Origin of the sequence: Candidatus Defluviilinea gracilis (genome assembly GCA_016716235.1) — a bacterium.
GTDB lineage: Bacteria > Chloroflexota > Anaerolineae > Anaerolineales > Villigracilaceae > Defluviilinea > Defluviilinea gracilis.
This window is the reverse complement of the sequence record JADJWS010000001.1, coordinates 1,487,764-1,510,118: the sequence shown is the minus strand read 5'-3', so window position 1 is coordinate 1,510,118 and position 22,355 is coordinate 1,487,764. Positions and strand designations below refer to the sequence as shown.

Sequence of the window (22,355 nt, the reverse complement as noted above, 5' to 3'; positions counted from 1 at the left end):
CATCTAAATCGGTGAGGCGAGGACTTTGAGGAGGTAATCCTGGTTCCAAGCGGCTTGGAGTTGCTTGGCATGCATACCGCCTTTGGCGGTTTTCTCCTGTTTGAGCAGATTGAGCGCAATGTGGCGAAGGACGGCGAAGTTTTCAGGAGCTTGATCTTTACGCACACGACTATGGTCTTCCCGCAAAGCCACATCCAAGACCCAGTGCAGTTCATTTTCAATCGCCCAGTGTCTGCGCACCAGATGTAACAATCGTTTCGGGTGACTGGGCAGGCTGGAGATATAGTAGCGTACTGTTTTGGTTTCCTTGCCAGCCACGTTCCGCGTGCACACGAGCATGACAATGCTTTGCAGACCAGCCAGTTTTCTTTGTTACGAATCAAGTTTAGATAGGCAGGATCAGAGGTACTCCAGCATTCTCGAATTTCTATGCGCCCATGTCCCTTATTCGCTGTCTTGTCATAGTCCAGGGAAGCATATTTGAAGTTGTGGGCTTGATCGACCGCAAACACGACCGAAATATCTTCAAACAGACGCCCCTGGTTCTCTTTCACACTCAAAACATAATCTGCCTGAGCTGCGACGATGGTTTGGGCAATATTGGTTTGGGTTCCTATGGCATCTATGGTCACAATACAGCCTGCAAGCGCCAGAATCTTGAGTAATTCGGGGATGGCGGTGATCTCGTTCGACTTTTCGTCCACTTTACGCTGTCCCAGAACAATCTCGTTTTCTTCCGCCCAAGCGCTGACCATATAAATGGCTCGTTTGCCCAGTAGCCGATCCTGCGAGCCACCCAAACGCTTCCCATCCATATTGATGATTTGCCCTGGGATGATCTCATTGACTGCCCAGACCCATTCGTAAAACGCCAACTGGAACTGTTGGGCATCCAACTTCGAGAAGACCCGACCAAAAGTGTCATGCGACGGGATACCATTCGGCAATTCAAGAAACGTGCTCAGCCAGACTATCTTGCTATGCCCAAAATGCTCAATGTCCGTCCAGCCTTCCGCTCCACAGATCACCGCACATATGGCGATGCTGATCAAATCTATGAGTTTATGTTCCTTCGTTCGATCCACCCGCGGATCGCTCACTTTGCTAAAATGCTCGGCGATCGCCTCCAATGGCTTCTTTGTCATGGCTACCTCCTTCAAGATAGCCCTTTTTTACCTCAATTTAGATGCAATCGCCCTAAGGGGCAGACCTGTGTGTCTGCCCTTACTTTTTGGGAGTACCTAATATCGAGGTAATCCCAACACAACAGGATGTCATTCTGAATACTATGAAGCCGTCAAGGTTTTTTGAAAAACCAGGGGATTGACAGCAACATAGTTGGGAAGGTAGGGTTGTTGCGAGCGGACGACAGCACAAGCAATCTTGAGGATCTTGTTTTGGATGTTGTTGAGGACCAGTTTTTTGTGCTTGCCATCCGCGACTTTGCGGTAAAAGTATTGCTGAAACTGCTTTTGTGCGTACGCACGGAGCAGGCCGCCAGATAAAGGAGTTTGCGTAACTTTGGAGGTCCAAAGTGTCGTGAAGTTGGAGCCGAGTAGACGGAAGAGCCACTTTCATGCTTGATCGGGCAGATGCCGATGAAAGCCGCCAAACTTCTTGGATCGAGTGTTTCCTGCATGAGGATCAGTAAGTGAGCGGCGAGTTGCAGCCCGATGCCAGGCACCGTCATGAGCAAGAGCAGGGTCTGTTTGAAGGTTGGATCGCTTTCAATCAAACGACGGATTTCCTTATCGATCTCTTTGATGGACTTGGTAATCTGCTCGATCATGTTCTGGTGAGAGTGCTTGGCAAGTTCAGACGAGACCTTCTTGCGGTGGATCGCGTGCAAGGCGTTCTTATGTCCCGTCAACTGTACCGAAAAGTGCTGGCGCGTGGTCAACAGTAGCTTGACTTGCTCCAAAATCTCGGCTCTCGGTTTCCACAAGGAGAGTTTGTCCGCATAGCGGCAGGCATACTCGGCGATATACTGGCAGTCCAGTTCATCGGTTTTGGAAGCGTTCACAGGAAACTTGCGCTGGATGTTCAACGGCGGTTCGACCGCCACCGAATAACCACTGGCATATAGGAAGTATGCCAAGCCTTCACTATAGACGCCTGTCGCTTCCATACACACCACGGTGCTTTCGGTCTTCAGGTTGTGTTCCTGCAACCAGCCGAGAAAGGAGACGAAACCATTTTCGTCATTCTCGAATTTCGTTGGTTTGACCGTGACTTTCCGGGCTGTGTTCCAACACTGGCCATGAAAGAAGCGGATGCAATATCGACACCTACAAAGGATACAAATGTTGTCATTCTGAACCTCTTTTGGACTTGGGTATTGGGTTTGCCAACTTGTGAACGTGCATTCTCCATTACTAGCCTTTCAGGCTTGAATACCGATCAAGCATAGTTCACAACAAGGGCTGGGTCTGCTTCAGAATTTGAGTTTGACTCGGCGTTTGCCTCGTGAGCGGCTCTAGACTTGTTCAGCCCTTGTTTGGCAACTCCAATACTACTTCAAGTCTAATGGAGCCGCGCTCTTGTTCTTTGCGGCGAAGAATCTCCACGATGATCTCGGAGACCCTTCGCTAGCGCTCAGGGTGACATATCATCACTTCAAGTTTAGACACTCCCTATTTCTTGAAATCATTCAACCATCGGACCACGCCAAGCCAATCATCATCTCCAGTTTGAGTCAAAGCAAGGTCGAGCGATTCGATCAGTTCACGGATCGTCCAACGATTTTGCACAGCAAGGAGTATTCCATGATGTGTGGAATATCGTTTTGCCAAGACAAGAAAGTCGCGGATGTTGAACGTGAAGAGCACGCGTCCCTGCGCAGACGCATTGAGCAATTGCGCTTTGTCGTCGGCGTCGAATGGTATCCAATCGTTTGGGGTGCGCGTGACGTCGTGACCGCGCTCGCGTAACGCGTTGTACACCGCCTTGATGGACGCGTCTGCATCAAGATGCAAACGCGCTTTAGCCACCCCTCGGCTCCAACGCGGATTCGGACTCAATGTCCGCGTCTATTTCCTCTTTGTGCGCATCGTAGAATGCCTGCGCTTCTTTCACTTGCGCTTCGGGGATGTTGAATTGGTCGGCAATTTCGGAGGGAGATAACTTCCACTTCTCGGCGGCGGTCACGATGGTCTGGACGCGAATGCCGGTTCCGCTGAGAACAGCCGTCGGACGGCGAGAGGCGCCTCGTCGGTAGGTGACGCGCGGAAAGTTCGGGTCATCCACGTTCGAGCGGAGCGATCCCAATTTTTCGGCGACCGCCCACAGGATGAACTGGTTGAGAGACACGCCCTGACGCGCCGCCCATTCTTCGGCTTCCTTCTTGAGTTGTTGGGGGAGACTGAGCGCATATCGTGACATACGACCTCCATCGGCATCATATATCACATCATATTTGATGTCAAGAACCGATGAACTCACCTTACGCAGACGTTCTGCAGGTTTGATTGATTCAACAGAGTTCTGCGAGGCAACCTGCGGGACGGTGCGTAACATCAGTGGTTAACTCTTCCGCCCTCTCGCACGACAAAATCAACTCACGGGCGAACCACCACCCGCCACAAACGAACTTCCCCATTCGAGCCGCCGGTGGCAAGAAAACGCCCATCCGGCGAGAGCGCCAGCGCGCCGTTGCCGCCCGGCGGATCGGCTTCGAAGACGACAGCAAAGGTAGCCGTATCGTAGATGCGCACCATCCCATCCCGCGAGGCGGCAATCAGCAGGGAACCATCCGCCGAGAATATCACGTTCTCCACAGTGTCTGGGAAGCCGCGCAAGTGCTGGATCAGTTTGCCGGTGTTTAAATCCCATAACCAGACCGCGCCCTCGGCGCAATCATCGTCCACGGCAAACGAACAGGTGGCAGTCGCCGCCACAGCGTTATCAACTGAAATGGCAACATCGAGCGAGGGGTGAGGATGGTTGAGCGTGAAGAGGGATGTCCCATCGCTTGTCCGCCAGACCTGCACATTGCGCGAAGCGCCGCCGCCCACCAGCCAGCGCCCATTCGGCGAATACGCCATCGCGGTGATGTTCACGTAGTCGGGAATCTTCAACAGCGGCCTCCACGCGCTGGTGGAATAGATCCAGATCGCGGCTGTGAGATATTGCGGATCGTCAAGCCCGCCCACGGCAATGGTCTCGCCATTCGGCGAAAAGTTGACTGTCCCTACCTGGTTGGGGAATTGTAGCGTTTGCAATAAGATGCCTGCGCGCCAATCCCAAATATTGGCTGTGCCGTCGCCCGAAACAGATGCCAGCATCGAACCGTCCGGCGAAAAGGCAAGGTTCCACACAATATCGCGATGTCCCTCCAACACGCCGATCTCCTCTCCGCTTTCCGCATACCATAGATGGATCGTAAAATCGTTCGCGTCGCCCCCCGTCCCCGCCAACACCTCGCCATCGGGCGAGAACGCCAGCGCGCGCGCCGTTTCAGGCACATCGATGTTATTGAAAATTTCAAGCAGGCTCAACGTATCGAGTCGAATCGCCACAGGAGTGAGAGTGGCAAACGGCGCGACCACTCCCGGCTCGAGTGTTTCTGTGGCAGGCAGGCGCAAAGGCGTGGAAGACGCGGTTGGCGTGGCGGGCAGGGTGGCGCCCGGCGTCGGCACCACCTGCACCGAGAATGTGCAGGCATCCAACAACCAGGCGCACAAGGACAGGCTTGCAATCAAAATTCGCACTCGCGGCTTCATTGTGACGCGATTATAAACTGGACTTTCGGAATGCCAGAGGAGTAGAGATTGGTTTGAAAATTCAGGTTGCCATGGTGTAGATCGCCAACAGGATGGTGAAATCTGCCGCCATATGACCCAGCACGGGCGCGAGCAACCCGCCATCCTCTTCGCGCGCGACCTGTCTCCAAAACCAGCCCGCCCATGTCAGCGCGGCAACCGCAACGCATATCGAAACGATGGGAACTTTATGAATCAAAATCAACGCATGAAAGCCCGCATACAACACATCAGAACGATGGAGGCGCTTCGTTGCGCTTGCCAAATATCCGCGCCAGAAATACTCCTCAACGAACGGGTTGACCAGCGCAAAGTACGCGATAAACGGCGCCCATGTTCGAGCGTTCAACCCCAGGGCTTCCACTTGCGCCGGGAGATCGTTCGCAATGCCGAACACATCCCACAGAAGCAATAACGCAAAGCCGCTGCTTCCGCAAACCAAAAGACTCAACGCGATCCATTTTTTATTTGAATAGTTGAGCAACGTTGAAAGCGGAATACCCGGTCGGGCAATCCACAGCGAGCCGAGGATCGCCGCATGAAAGCCAAGCAACGCCGCCCACGCGCTATGAAAGACAAACAACCCCAGAAACACCGCAAGATACGCCAGCGCCGGCGCGATCCATTTCATGCAACCTGCGTGATGATCGTGTTCTTCGCGCCGGCAGAAATTAATGCGGATGAAATATCGTCAGCCTTTTCCGCCTCCGCGAGCGCGATCATGTTCCCGCCGCGTCCTCCCCCGCTTAGTTTTGCCCCAGCCGCCCCAGCCTTTCGCGCCGCCTCAACCAACGAGTCCAATTCAGGCGAGGAGACGGTCATCTCTTGCAGGAGCGCGTGGTTGCGATTCATGAGTTCGCCTAATACTTTCCAATTTCCACTTTCTATGTTTTCTCGCGCGTTTTCTGCAAGCGCTCCCACCTGATCAAATACGCGCTCCCATTTCGCTTGATCCGCCTCCCAAAGTTTCCTCACATCCGCCACCGATTCCTTCGTGGGCGCGGCGATGCCCGTGTCGCCAATGACGACGGTGAACGGCGCGCCGACTTTGAATGTTTCGATCATGTTGCCCTCGCCCTTAGCTTTCACAAAGTACACGGGCCGGGCATACGTGACGACTGTATTATCGATTCCCGAAGGCGTGCCGTGATGGATCTTCTCGATCTCGTAGGCAAAGGCGTTGATTTCTTCCTCGGTCATTGGGTACTTTAAATGGGAGGAGAACGCGCGGAGCAGAGCCACCGTCACCGCCGCGCCGGAGCCGAGACCAGAGGCGACGGGGATGGTAGACGTGATGTTGATTTGAAGGTTGGGGAATTTACTCTCGCCCCCCCCTCTCCCGGCGCGCGAGAGGAAGAGAAAATTATGGATGACTGAAGCAATGGGATGGTCGGAGGGAAGCGCGTTCAGTTCGGCGCGGAGGTTAATGCCGGGGGCGTGGATCCAAATCCCCGTCGCATCTGAATCGAGAATTTCCACATCCGCATGGGCTTGGGTAACCGGCACAGCCAACGCCGGGCGTCCATAGACCACGGCATGTTCGCCAAACAGGATGATCTTACCCGGCGCGGAGGCTTTCACGATCGGTAAAAAATGGCGATCACAGAGATCACCCACAATACGACTGTGACCTGCAGAGGGCGGTCTTTGAGCGCCACTTCGTCCGGCGCGCCCGCCGCGTGACCGGTTTGGATCAATTGCAAATAGCGGAAGATACCGTAGACCACAAAAGGAATCGTCAACATCATGCTGTGGTTCTCGGGCAGGTTCGGCGCGGTGAATGTGTACAGCGAATAGGTGACAATGGTCGTGCCTGAAACAATGGTGATCAACTGGTCGAGGAGCGGCAGGGTGTAGCCATCCAACACTTTGCGGTGCGAGCCCGCGCCGGTTTCAAGCAGGCTCATTTCGGCGCGTCGTTTGCCGAAACCAATGTACAGAGAGAATAACGTGGTAATCATGTATAACCACGGCGAGAAGCGCTCGACCGTGATCAACGCCACGCCCGCCGCCACGCGCAAGACAAACCCGGAGGAAACAATGAACACATCCAGGATCGGAATATGCTTGAGCCAGCGCGAGTACAAAATATTAATGGCGAGATAAACCGCCAGAATGACCGCAAGCGCCGGCGAAAGGAGATAGCCCAACGGAAGAGCAATGGCGACCAACACAATTGCCGCGAGCCGCGCCGCGTGCAAGGGTAGTTTGCCCGAGGCAATGGGGCGATGTTTCTTTTCGGGGTGTTTACGGTCCGCTTCCACGTCGGCAATATCGTTGATGAGATACACCGCGCTGGACGCCAGGCAAAACAAGAGGAAGCCTTCCAGCGTCCGCAGGAACGGTTCGCGCAGGAACAATTGTTTGTCGAACATGAGGGCAAAAAATACGAAGCCGTTCTTCGTCCATTGGCGCGGACGCATGGTTTTGATGAGCGCTGAAATCATGCGTTAATCATATCAGAGAGCGGAAGCGAATCGTCAGGTCGTAACCAAATAGTTATGCGCCATCATGCCCCATCGTCCTTCGGCGGCGCGGTCTGACCGTAATCCAACACCTGCCTCATTTGAGTTGCCCCCTCCGGCGAACCCACGATCTTCCTGTCCTCCATCATATCCACGAGGCGGGCGGCGCGGGTATAGCCGATGCGCATCCGCCGCTGAAGCATCGAGACCGAGGCGCGTCCCTCTTTGCGGACAAGCTCAATTGCCTCCACCAGCAATGGGTCAGTCGTTGTGTCGGCAGGGCTCATCTCCTCGAACATCGCGCCCTGCTTGAGCGGCGCGTCCGATTTTGGAATGCCCCCCAGGGCAGGTTGTGACGCGGCGGCGTAGGGGTTGGCGGCGCCAGCTTGATTACGCCAGAACTCCACCAGGTTTTGAATCTCATGGTCTGAGACAAACACACCCTGCAAGCGAGCCGCCGCCGGCGCATCCGGCGCCTGGAAGAGCATATCGCCGCGCCCGAGCAGTCGTTCGGCGCCGGGCTGGTCGAGGATCACGCGGCTATCGGTGTTCGACGCGACGGCAAAGGCAACCCGCGCCGGGAAGTTGGCTTTGATGAGACCGGTCACCACATCCACCGAGGGACGCTGCGTGGCGAGAATCATGTGAATACCGGTGGCGCGCGCCAATTGCGCGAGGCGCGTGATGGTCTGCTCGGTCTCGCCGGGGGCGATCATCATCAAGTCTGCCAGTTCGTCGATCACGATCACAAGGAATGGAAGCGTCTTGCCGCCCTGCAATTTCATTTTGGCGTTGTAATCGGCGATGTTGCGCGAGCCGACCTGCGCGAACATGTGATAGCGCTTGTCCATCTCGCGCGTCATCCATTGCAATGCGCCGATCACGCGGTCGATCTCCACCACCACAGGCGCGAGCAAGTGCGGCACGCCGTTATAGCCGGTCAACTCCACGCGTTTAGGGTCTACCAGAATCAGGCGCAAATCGTCCGGGGTGTTATGCAATAAAAAGCATGTCAGGATCGCGTTCACACAGACCGACTTGCCCGCACCGGTTGTGCCGGCGATGAGCATATGCGGCATGTTCTCGAGCGTGGTATTGATAGCGTTGCCGGTCACATCGCGCCCCAGCGCAAAACGCAAAGGGTTTTTGTTCTTCTGAAAACTTTCGCTTTCGATCAAATCGCGCAACGCCACAAGAGTCATTTCCTCGTTCGGAACCTCGATGCCCACATAACTATGCCCCGGCACCGGCGCCTGAATGCGGATGCGCGGCGCGGCAAGCGCGAGCGCGAGATCGTCGGCAAGCGAGGCGATCTTGCTCACGCGCACTTTAATGCGCCCACTGCGCGTCTCCACGAACAGCGGCTCCACGCCAAACTGCGTGATGGTCGGTCCGCGGTTGATCTCCACCACTTGCACCGGCGCGCCGAACGATGCGAGCGTTTCCTGAATCAAGCGCGAACGCCCTTGAATGAATTCTTCATTGACTTCCGGCGTCGAACCCGAGTCCAAAATCGTTTTCACATCCGGCAATCTCCACTGGATGACCGCTTCCGCAGGCTTAACCGTCGTCACCGGCTTGCCAGCCTCCGCCGCCAAAGCAGGTGACGCGGGGCGATGCAGAGGCGTGAATCCGTTCGACGCGGTATCGACGCCTTCGGGCAAAAACGCTTCACCCGCCGGGGAAGCCTGCTTCGCCCATAGCAAGCGGAGCTTGCCAACAAGCGGCGCGATCCAGCGGAACAGATCCTCCACTGAAATGTCGAAGATCATCGTGATCGTGATCAGCAACCAAGCCAGCAACGCCACAATCGCGCCCGCCGTGCCGAGGCTGTTGAATAACAACCGTTCAAACAGACTGCCGATGTAGCCGCCGCCCCAGCCATCCAACGCGGCTTCCTCCGCCAACTCCACCGGCGCAACGATGGAATGCATTGCCGCCAATAACCAAAAGAAAAAGAGCGCAAGCCCAAACGCGCGTTCCAAAGAAAGCGGCGGCAGTTTCTCGATACGCCGCGCAACCAGCCACACCCCCATCAGGAACAAACCCGCCGGCAAAACGTATACGCCCCATCCCAGCATTTGGCTGAGAAAGATTGTGGCGCTTCCGGTGACCACACTGCGTTGCGAGTAAAAGAGGACCAAACCAATGAGAAGCCCCACTGCCGCCATGATCGCGCCGACCACATCGAGTTTGCGTTCGGCAGAAAGTGAATCCCACCACGAGACCGGCATCGGCTGTGTCGGAGGCGAGATGAGCGGCGTCCGCCCTTTTTGCGGCGCATTGTTCGGCTTGCCCTTCCCGCGCGAGGGATGCGCCGCCTTGCCTTTTGGCTTCGCGTTTGATTTCGGCGAAATGAACGGAATCTTGAGAGGCATTTTCGAAGTATAGCACAAATGGTCTGTTTTTCTTTTGGGGTAGAATTGTCAAAACCGTTCGTGCCGCAAGGACGGCACAAATCAACAACCACTTTGCCACAGAGCGCGCAGAGACTCTGAGAAAAGAAACCTCAATGCTCCCTGTGTTCTCTGTGGCTGGTTTATGAGGACAAACCCTTGTTTGAAATTCTTTTTCTCGGCACCTCCGCCTCCGCCCCCTCTGCCAGGCGCGGACTTTCGGCGCAGGTGGTGAAGCACGATGAATACCGCTTCCTCGTCGATTGCGGCGAGGGCACACAACGTCAGATCTTGCAATCGGGGCTGGGGTTCAAAAACCTCTCGCGCATTTTGCTCACGCACGGTCACCTCGATCACATTCTCGGTTTGGGCGGTTTGCTCAGCACATTTCTGCGCTGGGAGGCGATCGACCGACTCGAAGTGTATGGCGGGCGTTCCACGCTAGACCGCGTGCATGACCTGTTGTACGGCGTGGTCTTGCGCGGCAACCAGCCGCCGATGCCGCTTCATTTGAATGAGATCAAACCCGGCCTGTTCTTCGAAACGGATGATTTCACCATCACCGCCTTCCCCGTCACCCATCGCGGACCGGATTGTCTCGGATATGTTTTCGAGGGCAAGGCGCGTCGTCCATTTTTAAACGAGAAAGCGACGGAACTCGGCGTGCCGTTTGGTCCCGAACGGCGGGAACTTGTCGCAGGGAAGGAGATCAGCCTCCCCGACGGCAGACGCGTCAGTCCAGACGATGTGCTGGGTCCGCTCCAGAGAGGAGTCAAACTGGTTATCGTTGGCGACGCGGGGCGCACGGATAACCTGCTCGACGCGTGTAAAGATGCGGACGCGCTGGTGATCGAATCCACGTACCTGGACGAGGAAGCCGAGATGGCAAAGCAGTTCCATCACCTCACCGCGAAACAAAGCGCGGCGCTGGCAAAGCGGGCGGGGGTTAAAAAATTGATCCTGACTCACATCTCGCGGCGCTATCGTGAAAAAGATGTGTTAAAGGAAGCGCAGGAGATCTTCCCTAACACCTCGGTGGCGCGAGACTTCGACACCTTCCAGATCAAACGGGACGAGTGAAAAAGTAATTTCACGATTCTGTGGGGGGCGTTCTCTATCGCATCAGCCCGTGTAAAAGAATGCCGAATCGCAAGGTAAACCTTGCGGCACGGGGTCATCGTTGGGGTGTAACCTTCCTCTAGACTCAGGCTGTCTTTGTACCTTTATAATTCTTTTATCGTCATGTAGTGACTTTGAGGAGCAAAGCACATTTCGGCGATTGCAAGATCAGCCCACTCGTCCCATTTCATAGAGGAAGCGCCATGTTTAAGAAAGCAGTTATTTTCCTATTGGTTTTAACCCTGATAGCGGTTTCTAAACCATCCACCGCGTCTGCCATTCCCACAGGCGTGGGGGTGATTGGCGATAGCGCCACCCAGCCCTATCAGTGCATCAATCGTGGAGGACCAACCGCCTATACGTGGACGGAGATTCTCGAGGTTGTCCGCGGCGTCAACTTCGGCGGGATGCCCTGCCAGCCGTACAACAACGCCTGGAGCGGTGAAACGGTGCGTCTCAACATGACCTCCCAAACAGACGACATCCTCGACGATTTCAACAATGGAAACATCGGCAGGGTAATCAGCATGATCGGCTCGAACGATGTCTACGTGGTCGGAAGCACCCCGGATATCCCAGCCTTGCTTGCCACGTACGAATCGAATATCCAACGCATGATCGATGCCGGCATCCTGCCGGGCAATATTTTGATCGTCGATATCTCGCAGGATAATTGGAACGAGCCGACCCGGACGTATGTCAACCAATATAACGCCGGTTTACAGGATATTGCCACCGAAAAAGGCACAGCCTTCGCTTCATGGACAGGGTATCACAGCGGGCTGGCATGCCGTTCGCTGGACAACGGACAATCGTATAACTTCGGCGGGCAGATGATCGCCTATACGTGGGGGAACGAATATCACAACATCCGCGTGGCAGACGGACACCTGGGGACAATGGCAAACGGTGTGCTGGCGAACGCGATCGCCGTAGACTTCTTGGGCATTCCGCGCCTCACCGATGCCGAACTGTTGTCCATTGTGAATGGAACTGTGGTTCCGAGCAACCCGCCTCCCGCCTGCGCGAATCAACCGACCGCCACAGCGGGCCCAAGCCCCACCGCTACCCTCACGCGCACGCCAACCGCGACCGGGTTATTCTCTCCCACCCCCTCCCGCACACCGACAGCGACCTTCACGTTCACGCCCACCTCGTCTTCGGGAACATTTAATATCGGCGAAACAACTGTTCTGAGTAACGCCTATGCCGGGCTTGGAAACCAGTTGGTCGCGCAACAAGTCACGCTGTCTCAAACCGCCACAATTCAAAGTTTGAGTTATTACGTTTCCACCGCCGGCGGGCAGATGCGCCTCGGCATTTATAACAACGTCGCCAGCGGACCGGGGAGCCTCATGGCGCAGACGGCGGCTTTCACCCCGGTTACAGGGTGGAATACCCAAGCGGTGGTCACTCCCACTCAGTTAACGGCCGGAACCTACTGGCTTGCCTTCCTGCCTCAAAATAATACGCTGGCAGGGCGCGTCAATCCATCCGGCGCGGGGCGGTATTATTCGTACACCTTCGGCGCGTTGCCTGCCACCTATTCAACCTCGCCAACCAATAGCGCTTTTACTTTTTCGTTCTATGCCACCTTCTCTACGGGCTCGGCAGCCTCTACCACACCCTCCATGACGCCACTACCCACCAATTCGCCCACTCACACAACGACTCCGACAAACACCCCCATCGTGCCGACCAACACAAGCACGTTGACCGCAACCGTCACCAACACGCCTCTACCAACGAACTCACCCACATACACAGCGACTCCAACGGACACCCCCATCGTACCGACTAATACAAGCACGTTGACCGCGACCGTCACCAACACGCCTCTACCAACGAATTCACCCACTCACACAGCGACTTCGACGAACACCCTCATCGCGCCAACCGCAACCAACACACGGACGCCGACAACCGTCCCGACGAATACTTTTACCCCCACCGCATCGCGCACGCCAACTCGAACTGTCACGCCATCTTCAAGCGCCATCACCATCGGCGAGACGAGTGTGCTGAGCATGGGGTATTCCGGCATGGGCAACCGGCTGGTCGCGCAACAGGTGACGCTCTCGCAAAGCGCCACCATTCAGAGTCTGAGTTATTACGTCTCCACCACTGGCGGGCAACTGCGCTTGGGAATTTACAACAACTCCGGTAGCGCGCCGGGCGCGCTGATGGCACAGACCGCCGCCTTTACCCCGGTGGCAGGTTGGAATACGCAAGTTGTGACGACCCCGGTGACGCTATCGCCGGGCACGTACTGGCTTGTTTTCCTTCCGCAAAACAATACGCTGGCAGGCAGGTTGGGATTGTCTGGATCCGGGCGGCATTACAGTTATACGTTCGGCGCCCTGCCATCAACGTATTCGACATCGTACACAAGCGACACGTTCCACTTCTCATTCTACGCAACGCTCTCATTACCATAACCGAATACTATCAGGGCTTTCGCTCACAGGCGGTTTGTGACCGCCGTATTTGCTGGCGAAGCGACGGTCACAGACCGTCTTAGAGCAGTAAAAGCGAAAGTCCTGAATACACAAAAGAGACCCCCGAAATTTTCGGGGGTCTCTTTTGTGATCAGATCGCATCGCTGGTCATGATGAACAGCGGTGTCATTTCGAAGCTTTCAAACTTCGGGCGCAGGCGCTCCGTATTGTAGAACCGCTCCACGTTGACAGTCTTTTTCGTGCTGGTGACGATGTCTACCGGAATATTATCGTAGCGCCCGTTCTTGAGCACCACCAATCTTCCATGCACGTTCTTCAAAACGAGATCAAGCGCCAGGTTGCCGTACGCCATCGGCACGATGGAGTCGATCGCGTCCGGGTCGCCACAGCGCGTGAGATAGCCGAGTTTTTGATTCACGGTATCCACCATGCGCCCCTTGTTATGACTGGCGGTCAATTCCCTTAATTGCGCGGAGACCATATCGCCGATGCCGCCCAACTTCATGTGACCGTATTCGTCAGTCGAGCGGTCCGAGAAGACCATCTCCCCGCCGTCGAAGGTGGCGCCTTCTGAAACCAGCACCACCGAATAATGACTCGGATTGTAACTGCGGTCGTACATCATCATCTCGGCAAGGCGCTCGATGTTGAACTTGTGCTCGGGGATCACACAACGATGAGACGCCCCCGCCATGGTCGGAAGCATCGCCGTAAAGCCGGCGTAACGCCCAAAAACCTCGAGCACCAATAGTCGTTCGTGCGAACCAGCCACAGTCCGCAGACGATTCGCGAGCTCGATCGTGCGAGTCACGCACGTGCTGAAGCCGATACAATAATCCGTGCCGGGCACATCGTTATCCATCGTCTTTGGGATGGCAACGATCTTCATCCCTTCTTTATACATGCGCACGGCATAACTCAACGTATCGTCCCCGCCGATGGGGATCAAATAATCCAGCCCAAGAAAATCGATATTCTTCACCACCTCCGGCGTCACATCGTTGACATCGTCCGCGTACCGATCGCGCAAGTGGAGCGGAAGCCGGTCTTTACGGACCCTGGATGGATTCGTCCGCGATGTGTGCAGGAACGTGCCGCCGGTGCGCCCCGCTTTGTTGACGATATCCTCGGTCAACACTTGGAAGTTATTGCTGTTATCCGCTTGCGAATCGCGGACGATATCCACCATCCCCGCCCAGCCGCGGCGGATCCCGATAACCTTATATCCCTCACGCAACGCGCGGATGGTCACTGCGCGGATCGCCGGGTTTAGCCCCGGCACATCGCCCCCGCCTGTCAAAATTCCGATTACCCCTTTCTTACCTGTGCTCATCTTTCCTGTTCTCCTCTTTCATAGACTCAAACCGTCATTCGCGGCGGTCTGGATAGCGCGTGCAAACTTTAAATCATCGTCGGCTCTTCATACACGCCGAAGGCTTCCTTCATCACTTGAATGATCTCGCCCAACGTCGCGTACGCGTGGACGGCTTCCATGATGTGCGGCATGGTGTTCTCTGTCCCTTCGAGCGCGATGCGCAAATGATCCAGTGTTTGACCGACGCGACCGTTATCGCGCGTCTTGCGTAACTCTTCGAGCCGCTTCACCTGTCTTTCATAACCTTTTGGATCCATCTCAAGGATCGGAATCGTCAACGGTTTCTTTTCGGCATACGCATTCACGCCGACAATTTTGCGGATGCCCTGATCGATCTCGCGTTGATAACGATATGCCGCGTCGGAAATTTCGCTTTGGAAGAATCCCTTTTCGATGGCGGGGATAACTCCTCCCAACTCTTCGACTCGGCGGAAGTAGTCGTACGCTTCTTTCTCCATTCGGTCTGTCATGGCTTCGACGAAGAAACTACCCCCCAGCGGATCCACGGTATTCGTTACGCCCGATTCTTCGGCGATGATCTGCTGTGTGCGCAGGGCGATGGTCACCGCATGTTCAGAGGGAAGCGCGAGCGCTTCATCTAATGAATTTGTGTGAAGCGATTGTGTCCCGCCCAACACAGCGGCTAATGCCTGAATCGCAACGCGCACAACATTATTTTCAGGTTGTTGCGCAGTCAATGAGACTCCCGCCGTCTGCGTGTGGAAGCGGCACAACCACGAACGCGGATTCTTCGCCTTGAATGTTTCGCGCATCTCACGCGCCCAAATGCGACGCGCGGCGCGGTATTTTGCAATTTCTTCAAAGAAGTCGTTGTGCGCGTTGAAGAAGAACGAGAGACGCGGCGCGAACTCGTCCACGTCCATGCCGCGGGCGATTCCCCATCTCACGTATTCGAGTCCATCGCCGAGGGTGAAGGCTAACTCCTGCGCGGCGGTCGAACCCGCTTCACGGATGTGATATCCGCTGATCGAGATCGTGTTCCACTGCGGGACTTTCTGCGAGCCGAATTCCATCGTGTCGACAACGAGTCGCATCGAAGGTTCGGGCGGGAAGATGAATTCTTTTTGCGCGATGAACTCTTTGAGGATGTCGTTCTGGATCGTGCCGCGTAGTTGATCGAGCCTCACGCCGCGATTCTCCGCCGCCGCAAGATACATCGCCCACGTGATCGCGGCAGGCGAGTTGATCGTCATGCTCGTGGACACTTTGTCGAACGGGATGCCCTCGAACAGGATTTCCATGTCTTGTAATGAAGAGACCGCCACGCCGCACTTGCCGAACTCGCCCAACGCTTCGGGTTGATCGGTGTCGTAGCCCATCAGAGTCGCCAGATCGAACGCGACGGATAAACCTGTTTGTCCCTGCTCAAGCAAATATTTGAAGCGCGCGTTCGTTTCCTCGGCGGTGCCGAAGCCTGCGAACATGCGCATCGTCCACAGTTTGGAGCGGTGAAGCGTCGGGTGGACTCCGCGCGTGTAGGGGTACTCACCTGGAAGTCCGAGAGAAGAAGCGTAGTCTTTATCCGCCACATCGAGCGGGGTGTAGAGTCGGTTGATGGGTTCGGAGGAGGTCGTGATGAATTCATCCATGCGTTCGGGCAGGGACGCGAGCGCCTTGCTCAACGAAGTTTCCTCCCACGTTTCGAGTTGATCCTTCAATTCATCGAGTTTCTTTTTATCGTACATGGCGGCTCCTTTTGCTGGCGTGATTATAACCCCCTCCCTGCCCTCCCCCAAATACGACGATAAAAATTTTGTATGCGGATTCAAAGATTGAATCGTCGGATTTGGGGGAGGTGTCCCGATAGGGACGGAGGGGGTCGGGATGGTATACTCGCCTCATGCCCCGATTTGAAATTGACGTTGACCCCTGCGATCACATCACCGCGGACGCGATCGGCAAGCCAGGTCAGCGGGTGTTTTATATTCAAGCCTATCAAGACCAGCGCACGATCACGATCATCATCGAGAAGGCGCAACTGCATTCGCTTGCCATCGGCATCGAACAATTTCTCGCGCAGATCAACGAACAGAACCCGAACATCACCGAAGCCTCGGGCGATTACGTGGAAGAAGTGATGCGCATCAATCCGCCCGTCGACCCGCTCTTCCGCGTCGGCGAGATCGGACTCGGCTACGACAAAGATCGCGATCTCATCGTGTTGTTCGCAAAAGAAATTCTCACCGAGGAAGATGATCCAGAGACGGCGGCGGTCATCCGCTTTTGGGCGACGCGCACGCAGGTGAAGATGCTCTCGCGCTGGGGCATGGAAGTCGTCTCGCGCGGACGCCCGATCTGTCCGCAGTGTGGTCAACCCGAAGAACCCGAGGGGCATTTTTGTCCCAAGAAGAACGGGCATTTTCATTAAAGTCAAAAATAAAGTCACAAGTCGAAAGTCAAAGGTCAACATATGACATTCGACTTTTGACCTTCGATCCACCGATGACCAATCCCGACCAAACACAATTGACATCCGCCCTCCAACACGGCGACCTTGAACTCAAAGGTCAATTCATGCTTGGCTCGAATTACACGTTTCTGGTCGAGGTCACGCACGAAGACATAACGTATCCCGCCGTCTACAAACCGAGTCGCGGCGAGCAACCGTTGTGGGACTTTCCCGAACAATCGCTGGCGCAGCGCGAAGTGGCGGCGTATCTCGTGAGCGAGTCGCTGGGCTTGCACATCGTCCCGTTCACCGCGTTGCGCGAAGACGGTCCCTACGGCGCGGGTTCGATCCAGCAATTCATCGAGTACGATCCCGAATATCACTACTTCACTTTTTCAGACGACGACAAACAACTCCTCAAGCCCGTCGTGTTGTTCGACCTGCTCATCAACAACGCGGATCGCAAAGGCGGGCACGTCTTTTTTGAAAATGACACGCGCAAACTCTACGCGATAGATCACGGCATCTGTTTTCACGAAGATGATAAACTTCGCACCGTATTGTGGGATTTTGGCGGACAGAAGATTCCCGACGAACTCCTCTCTCGACTTTCCACTTTCCACTCGCCTCCCTCCTCGGACTTCGACCTGCCTCGCCAACTTGAGCCTTATCTCACCCCCAACGAAATCTCTGCCCTCTGCACCCGCGCAGACGTGATCCGTCAACGCGGGATTTTCCCCCGCCAACCGCGTGACCGCCGCGCGATGCCGTGGCCGCCGCTATAAGCGTTTCACGTTTCAGGTATCAAGTTCCAAGTGGCAGAGACATGAAACATGAAACATGAAACATGAAACATGGAACTTGAAACTTGAAACTTAAACACAGGAGTCTTTATGCACTACAAACTATGCTTCATCGGATTTGGAAACGTCGCCCGCTCGTTGGCTCGACTGCTCGAACGCAAACGCGACTTGTTGAAATCAAACTATGACATCACCTATTCGGTCACAGGCATTGCCACGGGACGACATGGATTCGCGGTGAACCCTGATGGGATTGATGTTGGGCAAGCGTTGGAAAAAGTGGAAAGCGGAAATTCCATCGCTCCACTTTCCACTTTCCAAGTTGCCGACTCTCTCGCCGTCATTCAACATTCCCAAGCGGATGTGATGTTCGAAAATTCCCCCGTCAACTACGAATCGGGTCAACCTGCCATTGACCACGTCCGCGCGGCGTTGAACGCGAATATGCACGCGATCACGGCGAACAAAGGCACAGTCGTCCACGCATATCAAGAGTTGACCGCGTTGGCGAAGTCGAAAAATAAAAAGTTTCGGTTTGAGTCAACGGTATTGGGAGGCTCGCCAGTCTTTTCGACATTCCGCGAGGCGATGCCGCTGGCTGAGTTAACTTCGTTTAAAGGAATCATCAACGCGACGACGAATTTAATTTTGTCACGGATGGAAGACGGCGAGTCGTTTGACGACGCAGTGAAATATTGTCAGAGCATCGGCATCGCGGAGACGGACCCTTCGGGCGACGTGGACGGCTGGGACGCGGCGATCAAAGTCTCGGCGCTGGCGACGGTGCTGATGGATGCTTCGCGACCGCTCAAGCCGCAGGAGGTGGAGCGAAAAGGCATACGGGAGATCACGGCTGGGATGGTGAAGCAGGCAAAAGCGGAGAAGAAGCGTTGGAAGTTGGTCGCATCCGCTGAACGCGTGGGGAATCGAGTCAAAGGGAGGGTGTCGCCTGAGTTGGTGGATGCGACGTCGCCGCTGTATGGCATGATGGGCTCGGCGTCGGGGCTGACGTTCAGCACGGACGTGTTGCCCAATTATTCGGTGATCGTTTCGGAGCGCGAAGGCATGAAGGGCGGACCCGAAGAGACCGCGTATGGTCTGTTCGCAGATTTTGTGAGCGCGGTTCGAGGGTAAAATAAGCGACGAACTGTAGCGCAAGATTTATCTTGCGATTCATAATCGCAAAGTGAACTTTGCGGTACGCGCACCATCGGAGAATCTTCATGCCCATCACCAAACAACGCACGTTGGATTACATCAATCTCGAATGGGGAACGTACGTCGAGCGATTCAACCGCCTGCCCAAAGCGGAGCAGGAGGCGCGGCTCAAAACTGTCGGGTTTGAATCGTTCCGCGATATGCTGGCGCACATCCTTGCGTGGTGGGAGGAGGGGATGCCGATCATCCGCGCGATCGCGGAGGAGCGCGAGTTCGAACGGAAGAAATATGATTTCGACGCGTTCAACGCGGAGGCGGTGGCGAAATACAAAAGTTGGGACGAAGCCGAGTTTCTGGCGCACTTCGAGAAGACGCGTCAGAAAACTGAAGCAGACATCCAGCCGATGAATGAAGCGGTGTTCGAGAATCGACGGGTCAAAGTGTGGGCGGACGGCATCTTCATCCATCACGCGCGCGAGCATCTCGTCGTGTTGAGCCGCTTCCTCACGCTGGACTTGTTGCAAAACGAATGGGCGGAGTACATCGAAAGTTTCAACGCGCTCGACGAGGAAAAGAAAAAAGAATTTTTAGCGAAGCAGGGATTTGAAAATTTTCACGACCTGGTCGCGCACATCATCGGTTGGTGGGAGGAAGGCGTGCGCATCATCACGGGGATTCTCAACTCACCAGGCTTCACGTGGACAAGCCGCGACACCGACTCGTTCAATGTGGAGTTGACGAAGAAATACGCTTCATGGTCCGACGGCGACCTGTTCAAGCACTTCGAGTCGGTGCGCCGCGCCATGCTCGACCTGACCGCGTCCCTGCCCGACGACGCGTTTAAGAACGCAGACATCGAAGGCTGGCTCAACGACGATGTGGTCGGGCATTACGATGAACATTCGATATAACACTGTCTGACGAGTCTTCGAACCGCGAAGCCCGCAAAGTCGGTATCATGTCATTCTGAGGAGCGGAGCGACGAAGAATCTCTGACACGCCAAGAACGTATCCTGTGGGAGGAGAGATGCTTCGCTCCGCTCAGCATGACATGAACATTGGCTTTGATATTTTTTAGAAAGAAGAAAAATTATGGATGAACATGTCGTATATCTCGCGCTGGGCTCGAACATGGGCAACCGCGCCGCGAATTTAAAAGAAGCGATCGCGTCGCTTGCCCCGCAAATGGAAGTGAAAGCAAGGTCGGCGGTGTATGAGACCGATCCGTGGGGATTCAAGGAACAGGAAAAATTTCTCAATCAGGTCGTGCGCGTCGAGACGTATCTCAAGCCCGAACAGTTGATCAAACATCTCAAGCGGCTGGAAGTCGCGTTGGGACGGAAAGAGTCGTTCCCGAACGGTCCGCGCCTGATTGACATTGACATTTTGTTCTACGACGATCTCGTGCTGTACTCGCCCGCGCTCACGATTCCGCATCCGCACCTGCACGAACGCGCGTTCGTCCTCGTGCCATTGATGGACATCGCCTCCGACCTTGTGCATCCCGTCAAGAAAAAGTCCATCCGCGAGCTGGCGTTGTTCGCCGACGTGAGTGGGGTGAGGAAGTTGGAAGGATGAGGATGTTGAACTGGAGGAGGTAATATGCAGAAGACACAACTTGAGCCAAAACGAAAAAGTATCATTTGGAAAACTTCGCTTGCCTTCAATATTCTTGTTATTTGCGTCTTTTGGTTAGGTGTGCTGACTGATTACTCTTGGTATAACGATTGGTTTTCAATTGGCTTCTCTTCCTTTGTGATAGTTATTAGTTGTGTAACTTCTGTCATGTTGTTTTTTGGGAGTATATTTCAACGGCTGGTAGTTTTATTGATCGGCGGTGTATCCATCCTTTTTGCATTGGCGACAATACCTTTCCATCGTTATCATTCGCATCAAACTCCAACCCATGAAGAGATTTCGCCAGATGGTACAAAGATGATAAGTATGTATTGTGAAACAAATAATGGTCATGGTGGGATGGATCATATCGAGATCATCGTTCGATATAGACAGTTTCCGTTTTTGCAACGCGACTTAGGGTTATACAACAATTATCCTACTCGTAGTTGCAAATTCGATATGCGTTCTCCTGTTTCTTGGATAGACAATAATACAATTTATATTGCAGAACGAGAAGCTTATTTACATATAGAACTAATAAAATGGGAGAAGATTCTGGCTGATCCTGGAGAAATTCGTGGAGACAATTAAGCGCATCAAATCCGCCGCGCGCGTTTTGCTCAAAGGCGAACCGAAAAAGAAAAGCAGCAACGCCATCCCTGCCATTGCTGCTTTGAAAATTCGGAGTTGAACTCCGAATTTTCAAAGTGAAGAGTTAGAACTTATATCGCATGCTCGAACGAGGTCTCATGGAATTGCTTGCCCGAATCAAATCCGCCGCCCGAATTCTCCTCAAAGGCGAACCGAAAAAGAAAAGCCGCAACGCCATCCCTGCCATCACGCGCGAGGAAGTGGACGAGGTAAAACAATTCTTCCCGCGCGAAAAATTTTTCATCCTCGGTCATGCGCGTTCTGGCACCACGCTCCTCATGCGCCTCGCGCGTCTGCATCCCGACGTGCATTGCAACTATCAGGCGCACTTCTTCACGCGCAAGCCGCTGTTGAAGGCGCTGGTCGATTCGCCTGAAATGGAGGAGTGGCTCACGCGCAAGTCGAATCGCTGGAATCATGCGCGCGATCTTTCGCCGCTTGTCCTCCGCGCCGCCGCCGATTTCATCATGGAACGCGACGCGGCGCGCGAAGGCAAACGCATCGTCGGCGACAAGAGCCCCTCGTCCACGATTCACGGCGCGGCGGTGCGCGACATGCGCGCGATCTACCCCGACGCGAAACTCGTCTACATCGTCCGCGATGGACGCGATGTGCTGATCTCGGAACGCTTTCGGAATTTTGTGGAGGACTCCAAATTTTTGTCCGCGGAAGACAAACGCATCATTGCGGATCTTCGGACTGATTCCGCTTCGTTCAGCGACGGACGCCGTTCGATCTTCACCGAGTCGTTCATCCGCCGCGTGGCGAAGGGATGGGTGACCAACCTGCAAGAGACCGACGACGAAGCGCGAAAACTGTACGGCAAAAACTATTTTAGTCTGCGCTACGAGGATTTGCTGAACAATCCGTTCAAGGAAATGTCTCGTTTGTGGAAATTTCTCGGCGTGAAGACGATTCACAAATCGCTGGAGAAGAAGATTCAAGCCGAGATGACATCCAATCCCGATGAGGAGTGGCAGGCAAAACGGGATGAGGGAATCGCGTCCTTCCTCCCGAAGGGACAGGCTGGCAATTGGCAGAGATTATTTTCCGCGAAGGATAGATACGTGTTCAAAGAGGTCGCGGGTGAGATGCTGGTGAAATGGAAGTTTGAAAAGGATTTGGATTGGTGATTTTTT

19 protein-coding genes and 1 pseudogene are annotated in these 22,355 nt (G+C 54.8%); 9 read left to right on the top strand and 11 right to left on the bottom strand.

From position 1 onward, the window contains the following. Positions 1-3 precede the first annotated feature (3 nt). From IPM31_07075 to IPM31_07035, 9 genes and pseudogenes are all read right to left on the bottom strand, one after another. Positions 4-1,145 (bottom strand): annotated as a pseudogene (locus IPM31_07075) (ISAs1 family transposase). 152 nt (positions 1,146-1,297) lie between these two features. Continuing rightward, entirely contained in the window at positions 1,298-2,305 is a 1,008-nt protein-coding gene (locus IPM31_07070) for an IS110 family transposase (protein ID MBK9006742.1), read from the bottom strand. A gap of 328 nt (positions 2,306-2,633) precedes the next feature. Continuing rightward, positions 2,634-2,990, bottom strand: coding sequence for a DUF5615 family PIN-like protein (locus tag IPM31_07065; protein MBK9006741.1), 357 nt, complete (start codon positions 2,988-2,990; stop codon positions 2,634-2,636). Further along, positions 2,983-3,381 carry a hypothetical protein gene (locus IPM31_07060; protein ID MBK9006740.1) on the bottom strand — a complete coding sequence of 133 codons (399 nt, stop codon included), beginning with the start codon at positions 3,379-3,381 and terminating at the stop codon, positions 2,983-2,985. Before IPM31_07060 ends, IPM31_07065 begins: the two co-directional genes overlap by 8 nt. A gap of 176 nt (positions 3,382-3,557) precedes the next feature. Further along, entirely contained in the window at positions 3,558-4,709 is a 1,152-nt protein-coding gene (locus IPM31_07055; protein ID MBK9006739.1) for a WD40 repeat domain-containing protein, read from the bottom strand. Between the two features lie 73 nt (positions 4,710-4,782). After that, positions 4,783-5,391 (bottom strand): CPBP family intramembrane metalloprotease, encoded by a 609-nt coding sequence (locus IPM31_07050; GenBank protein ID MBK9006738.1) that lies wholly within the window; start codon positions 5,389-5,391, stop codon positions 4,783-4,785. Next, positions 5,388-6,341, bottom strand: coding sequence for a mevalonate kinase (gene mvk / locus IPM31_07045; protein MBK9006737.1), 954 nt, complete (start codon positions 6,339-6,341; stop codon positions 5,388-5,390). The genes IPM31_07050 and mvk overlap by 4 nt, the downstream gene beginning before the upstream one ends. After that, the gene (locus tag IPM31_07040) at positions 6,338-7,207 is read right to left on the bottom strand and encodes a decaprenyl-phosphate phosphoribosyltransferase (protein ID MBK9006736.1); all 870 of its coding nucleotides are present in this window, start codon (positions 7,205-7,207) and stop codon (positions 6,338-6,340) included. The genes mvk and IPM31_07040 overlap by 4 nt, the downstream gene beginning before the upstream one ends. Positions 7,208-7,269: 62 nt before the next feature. Further along, positions 7,270-9,603 carry a DNA translocase FtsK 4TM domain-containing protein gene (locus tag IPM31_07035; protein MBK9006735.1) on the bottom strand — a complete coding sequence of 778 codons (2,334 nt, stop codon included), beginning with the start codon at positions 9,601-9,603 and terminating at the stop codon, positions 7,270-7,272. 177 nt (positions 9,604-9,780) lie between these two features. Between IPM31_07035 and IPM31_07030 the strand changes: the two genes are divergently transcribed. Further along, positions 9,781-10,701 (top strand): ribonuclease Z, encoded by a 921-nt coding sequence (locus IPM31_07030; GenBank protein MBK9006734.1) that lies wholly within the window; start codon positions 9,781-9,783, stop codon positions 10,699-10,701. A gap of 242 nt (positions 10,702-10,943) precedes the next feature. Continuing rightward, entirely contained in the window at positions 10,944-13,178 is a 2,235-nt protein-coding gene (locus IPM31_07025; GenBank protein ID MBK9006733.1) for a hypothetical protein, read from the top strand. A 151-nt stretch (positions 13,179-13,329) separates the two neighbouring features. Here the strand turns inward: IPM31_07025 and IPM31_07020 are convergent, their stop codons facing one another. After that, positions 13,330-14,532, bottom strand: coding sequence for a 6-phosphofructokinase (locus IPM31_07020; protein MBK9006732.1), 1,203 nt, complete (start codon positions 14,530-14,532; stop codon positions 13,330-13,332). A gap of 68 nt (positions 14,533-14,600) precedes the next feature. Then, positions 14,601-16,280, bottom strand: coding sequence for a methylmalonyl-CoA mutase family protein (locus IPM31_07015; GenBank protein MBK9006731.1), 1,680 nt, complete (start codon positions 16,278-16,280; stop codon positions 14,601-14,603). A gap of 155 nt (positions 16,281-16,435) precedes the next feature. Between IPM31_07015 and IPM31_07010 the strand changes: the two genes are divergently transcribed. The 7 genes from IPM31_07010 (at position 16,436) to IPM31_06980 (ending at position 22,349) form a co-directional block, all read left to right on the top strand. Beyond that, positions 16,436-16,963 carry a DUF3090 domain-containing protein gene (locus tag IPM31_07010; protein MBK9006730.1) on the top strand — a complete coding sequence of 176 codons (528 nt, stop codon included), beginning with the start codon at positions 16,436-16,438 and terminating at the stop codon, positions 16,961-16,963. A 74-nt stretch (positions 16,964-17,037) separates the two neighbouring features. Next, positions 17,038-17,769, top strand: coding sequence for an SCO1664 family protein (locus IPM31_07005; GenBank protein MBK9006729.1), 732 nt, complete (start codon positions 17,038-17,040; stop codon positions 17,767-17,769). A gap of 108 nt (positions 17,770-17,877) precedes the next feature. Next, positions 17,878-18,921 (top strand): homoserine dehydrogenase, encoded by a 1,044-nt coding sequence (locus tag IPM31_07000; protein ID MBK9006728.1) that lies wholly within the window; start codon positions 17,878-17,880, stop codon positions 18,919-18,921. A gap of 89 nt (positions 18,922-19,010) precedes the next feature. Beyond that, the gene (locus tag IPM31_06995) at positions 19,011-19,856 is read left to right on the top strand and encodes a ClbS/DfsB family four-helix bundle protein (protein MBK9006727.1); all 846 of its coding nucleotides are present in this window, start codon (positions 19,011-19,013) and stop codon (positions 19,854-19,856) included. Between the two features lie 181 nt (positions 19,857-20,037). Further along, positions 20,038-20,523, top strand: a complete 486-nt coding sequence (gene folK, locus IPM31_06990; protein MBK9006726.1) for a 2-amino-4-hydroxy-6-hydroxymethyldihydropteridine diphosphokinase — start codon at positions 20,038-20,040, stop codon at positions 20,521-20,523. A gap of 24 nt (positions 20,524-20,547) precedes the next feature. Beyond that, entirely contained in the window at positions 20,548-21,156 is a 609-nt protein-coding gene (locus IPM31_06985) for a hypothetical protein (protein ID MBK9006725.1), read from the top strand. Between the two features lie 140 nt (positions 21,157-21,296). Further along, positions 21,297-22,349, top strand: coding sequence for a sulfotransferase (locus tag IPM31_06980; GenBank protein ID MBK9006724.1), 1,053 nt, complete (start codon positions 21,297-21,299; stop codon positions 22,347-22,349). Positions 22,350-22,355 lie beyond the last annotated feature (6 nt).

What these genes read in the sequence shown, in the direction of transcription:
- IPM31_06995 (MBK9006727.1), top strand. Translation starts at nt 19,011, where the DNA reads ATGCCCATCACCAAACAACGCACGTTGGATTACATCAATCTCGAATGG.
- IPM31_07050 (MBK9006738.1), bottom strand. Translation starts at nt 5,391, where the DNA reads ATGAAATGGATCGCGCCGGCGCTGGCGTATCTTGCGGTGTTTCTGGGG.
- IPM31_07005 (MBK9006729.1), top strand. Translation starts at nt 17,038, where the DNA reads ATGACCAATCCCGACCAAACACAATTGACATCCGCCCTCCAACACGGC.
- IPM31_07040 (MBK9006736.1), bottom strand. Translation starts at nt 7,207, where the DNA reads ATGATTTCAGCGCTCATCAAAACCATGCGTCCGCGCCAATGGACGAAG.
- IPM31_07025 (MBK9006733.1), top strand. Translation starts at nt 10,944, where the DNA reads ATGTTTAAGAAAGCAGTTATTTTCCTATTGGTTTTAACCCTGATAGCG.
- IPM31_07010 (MBK9006730.1), top strand. Translation starts at nt 16,436, where the DNA reads ATGCCCCGATTTGAAATTGACGTTGACCCCTGCGATCACATCACCGCG.
- IPM31_07000 (MBK9006728.1), top strand. Translation starts at nt 17,878, where the DNA reads ATGCACTACAAACTATGCTTCATCGGATTTGGAAACGTCGCCCGCTCG.
- IPM31_07020 (MBK9006732.1), bottom strand. Translation starts at nt 14,532, where the DNA reads ATGAGCACAGGTAAGAAAGGGGTAATCGGAATTTTGACAGGCGGGGGC.
- IPM31_07015 (MBK9006731.1), bottom strand. Translation starts at nt 16,280, where the DNA reads ATGTACGATAAAAAGAAACTCGATGAATTGAAGGATCAACTCGAAACG.
- IPM31_07060 (MBK9006740.1), bottom strand. Translation starts at nt 3,381, where the DNA reads ATGTCACGATATGCGCTCAGTCTCCCCCAACAACTCAAGAAGGAAGCC.
- IPM31_07035 (MBK9006735.1), bottom strand. Translation starts at nt 9,603, where the DNA reads ATGCCTCTCAAGATTCCGTTCATTTCGCCGAAATCAAACGCGAAGCCA.
- IPM31_06980 (MBK9006724.1), top strand. Translation starts at nt 21,297, where the DNA reads ATGCTCGAACGAGGTCTCATGGAATTGCTTGCCCGAATCAAATCCGCC.
- folK (MBK9006726.1), top strand. Translation starts at nt 20,038, where the DNA reads ATGGATGAACATGTCGTATATCTCGCGCTGGGCTCGAACATGGGCAAC.
- IPM31_06985 (MBK9006725.1), top strand. Translation starts at nt 20,548, where the DNA reads ATGCAGAAGACACAACTTGAGCCAAAACGAAAAAGTATCATTTGGAAA.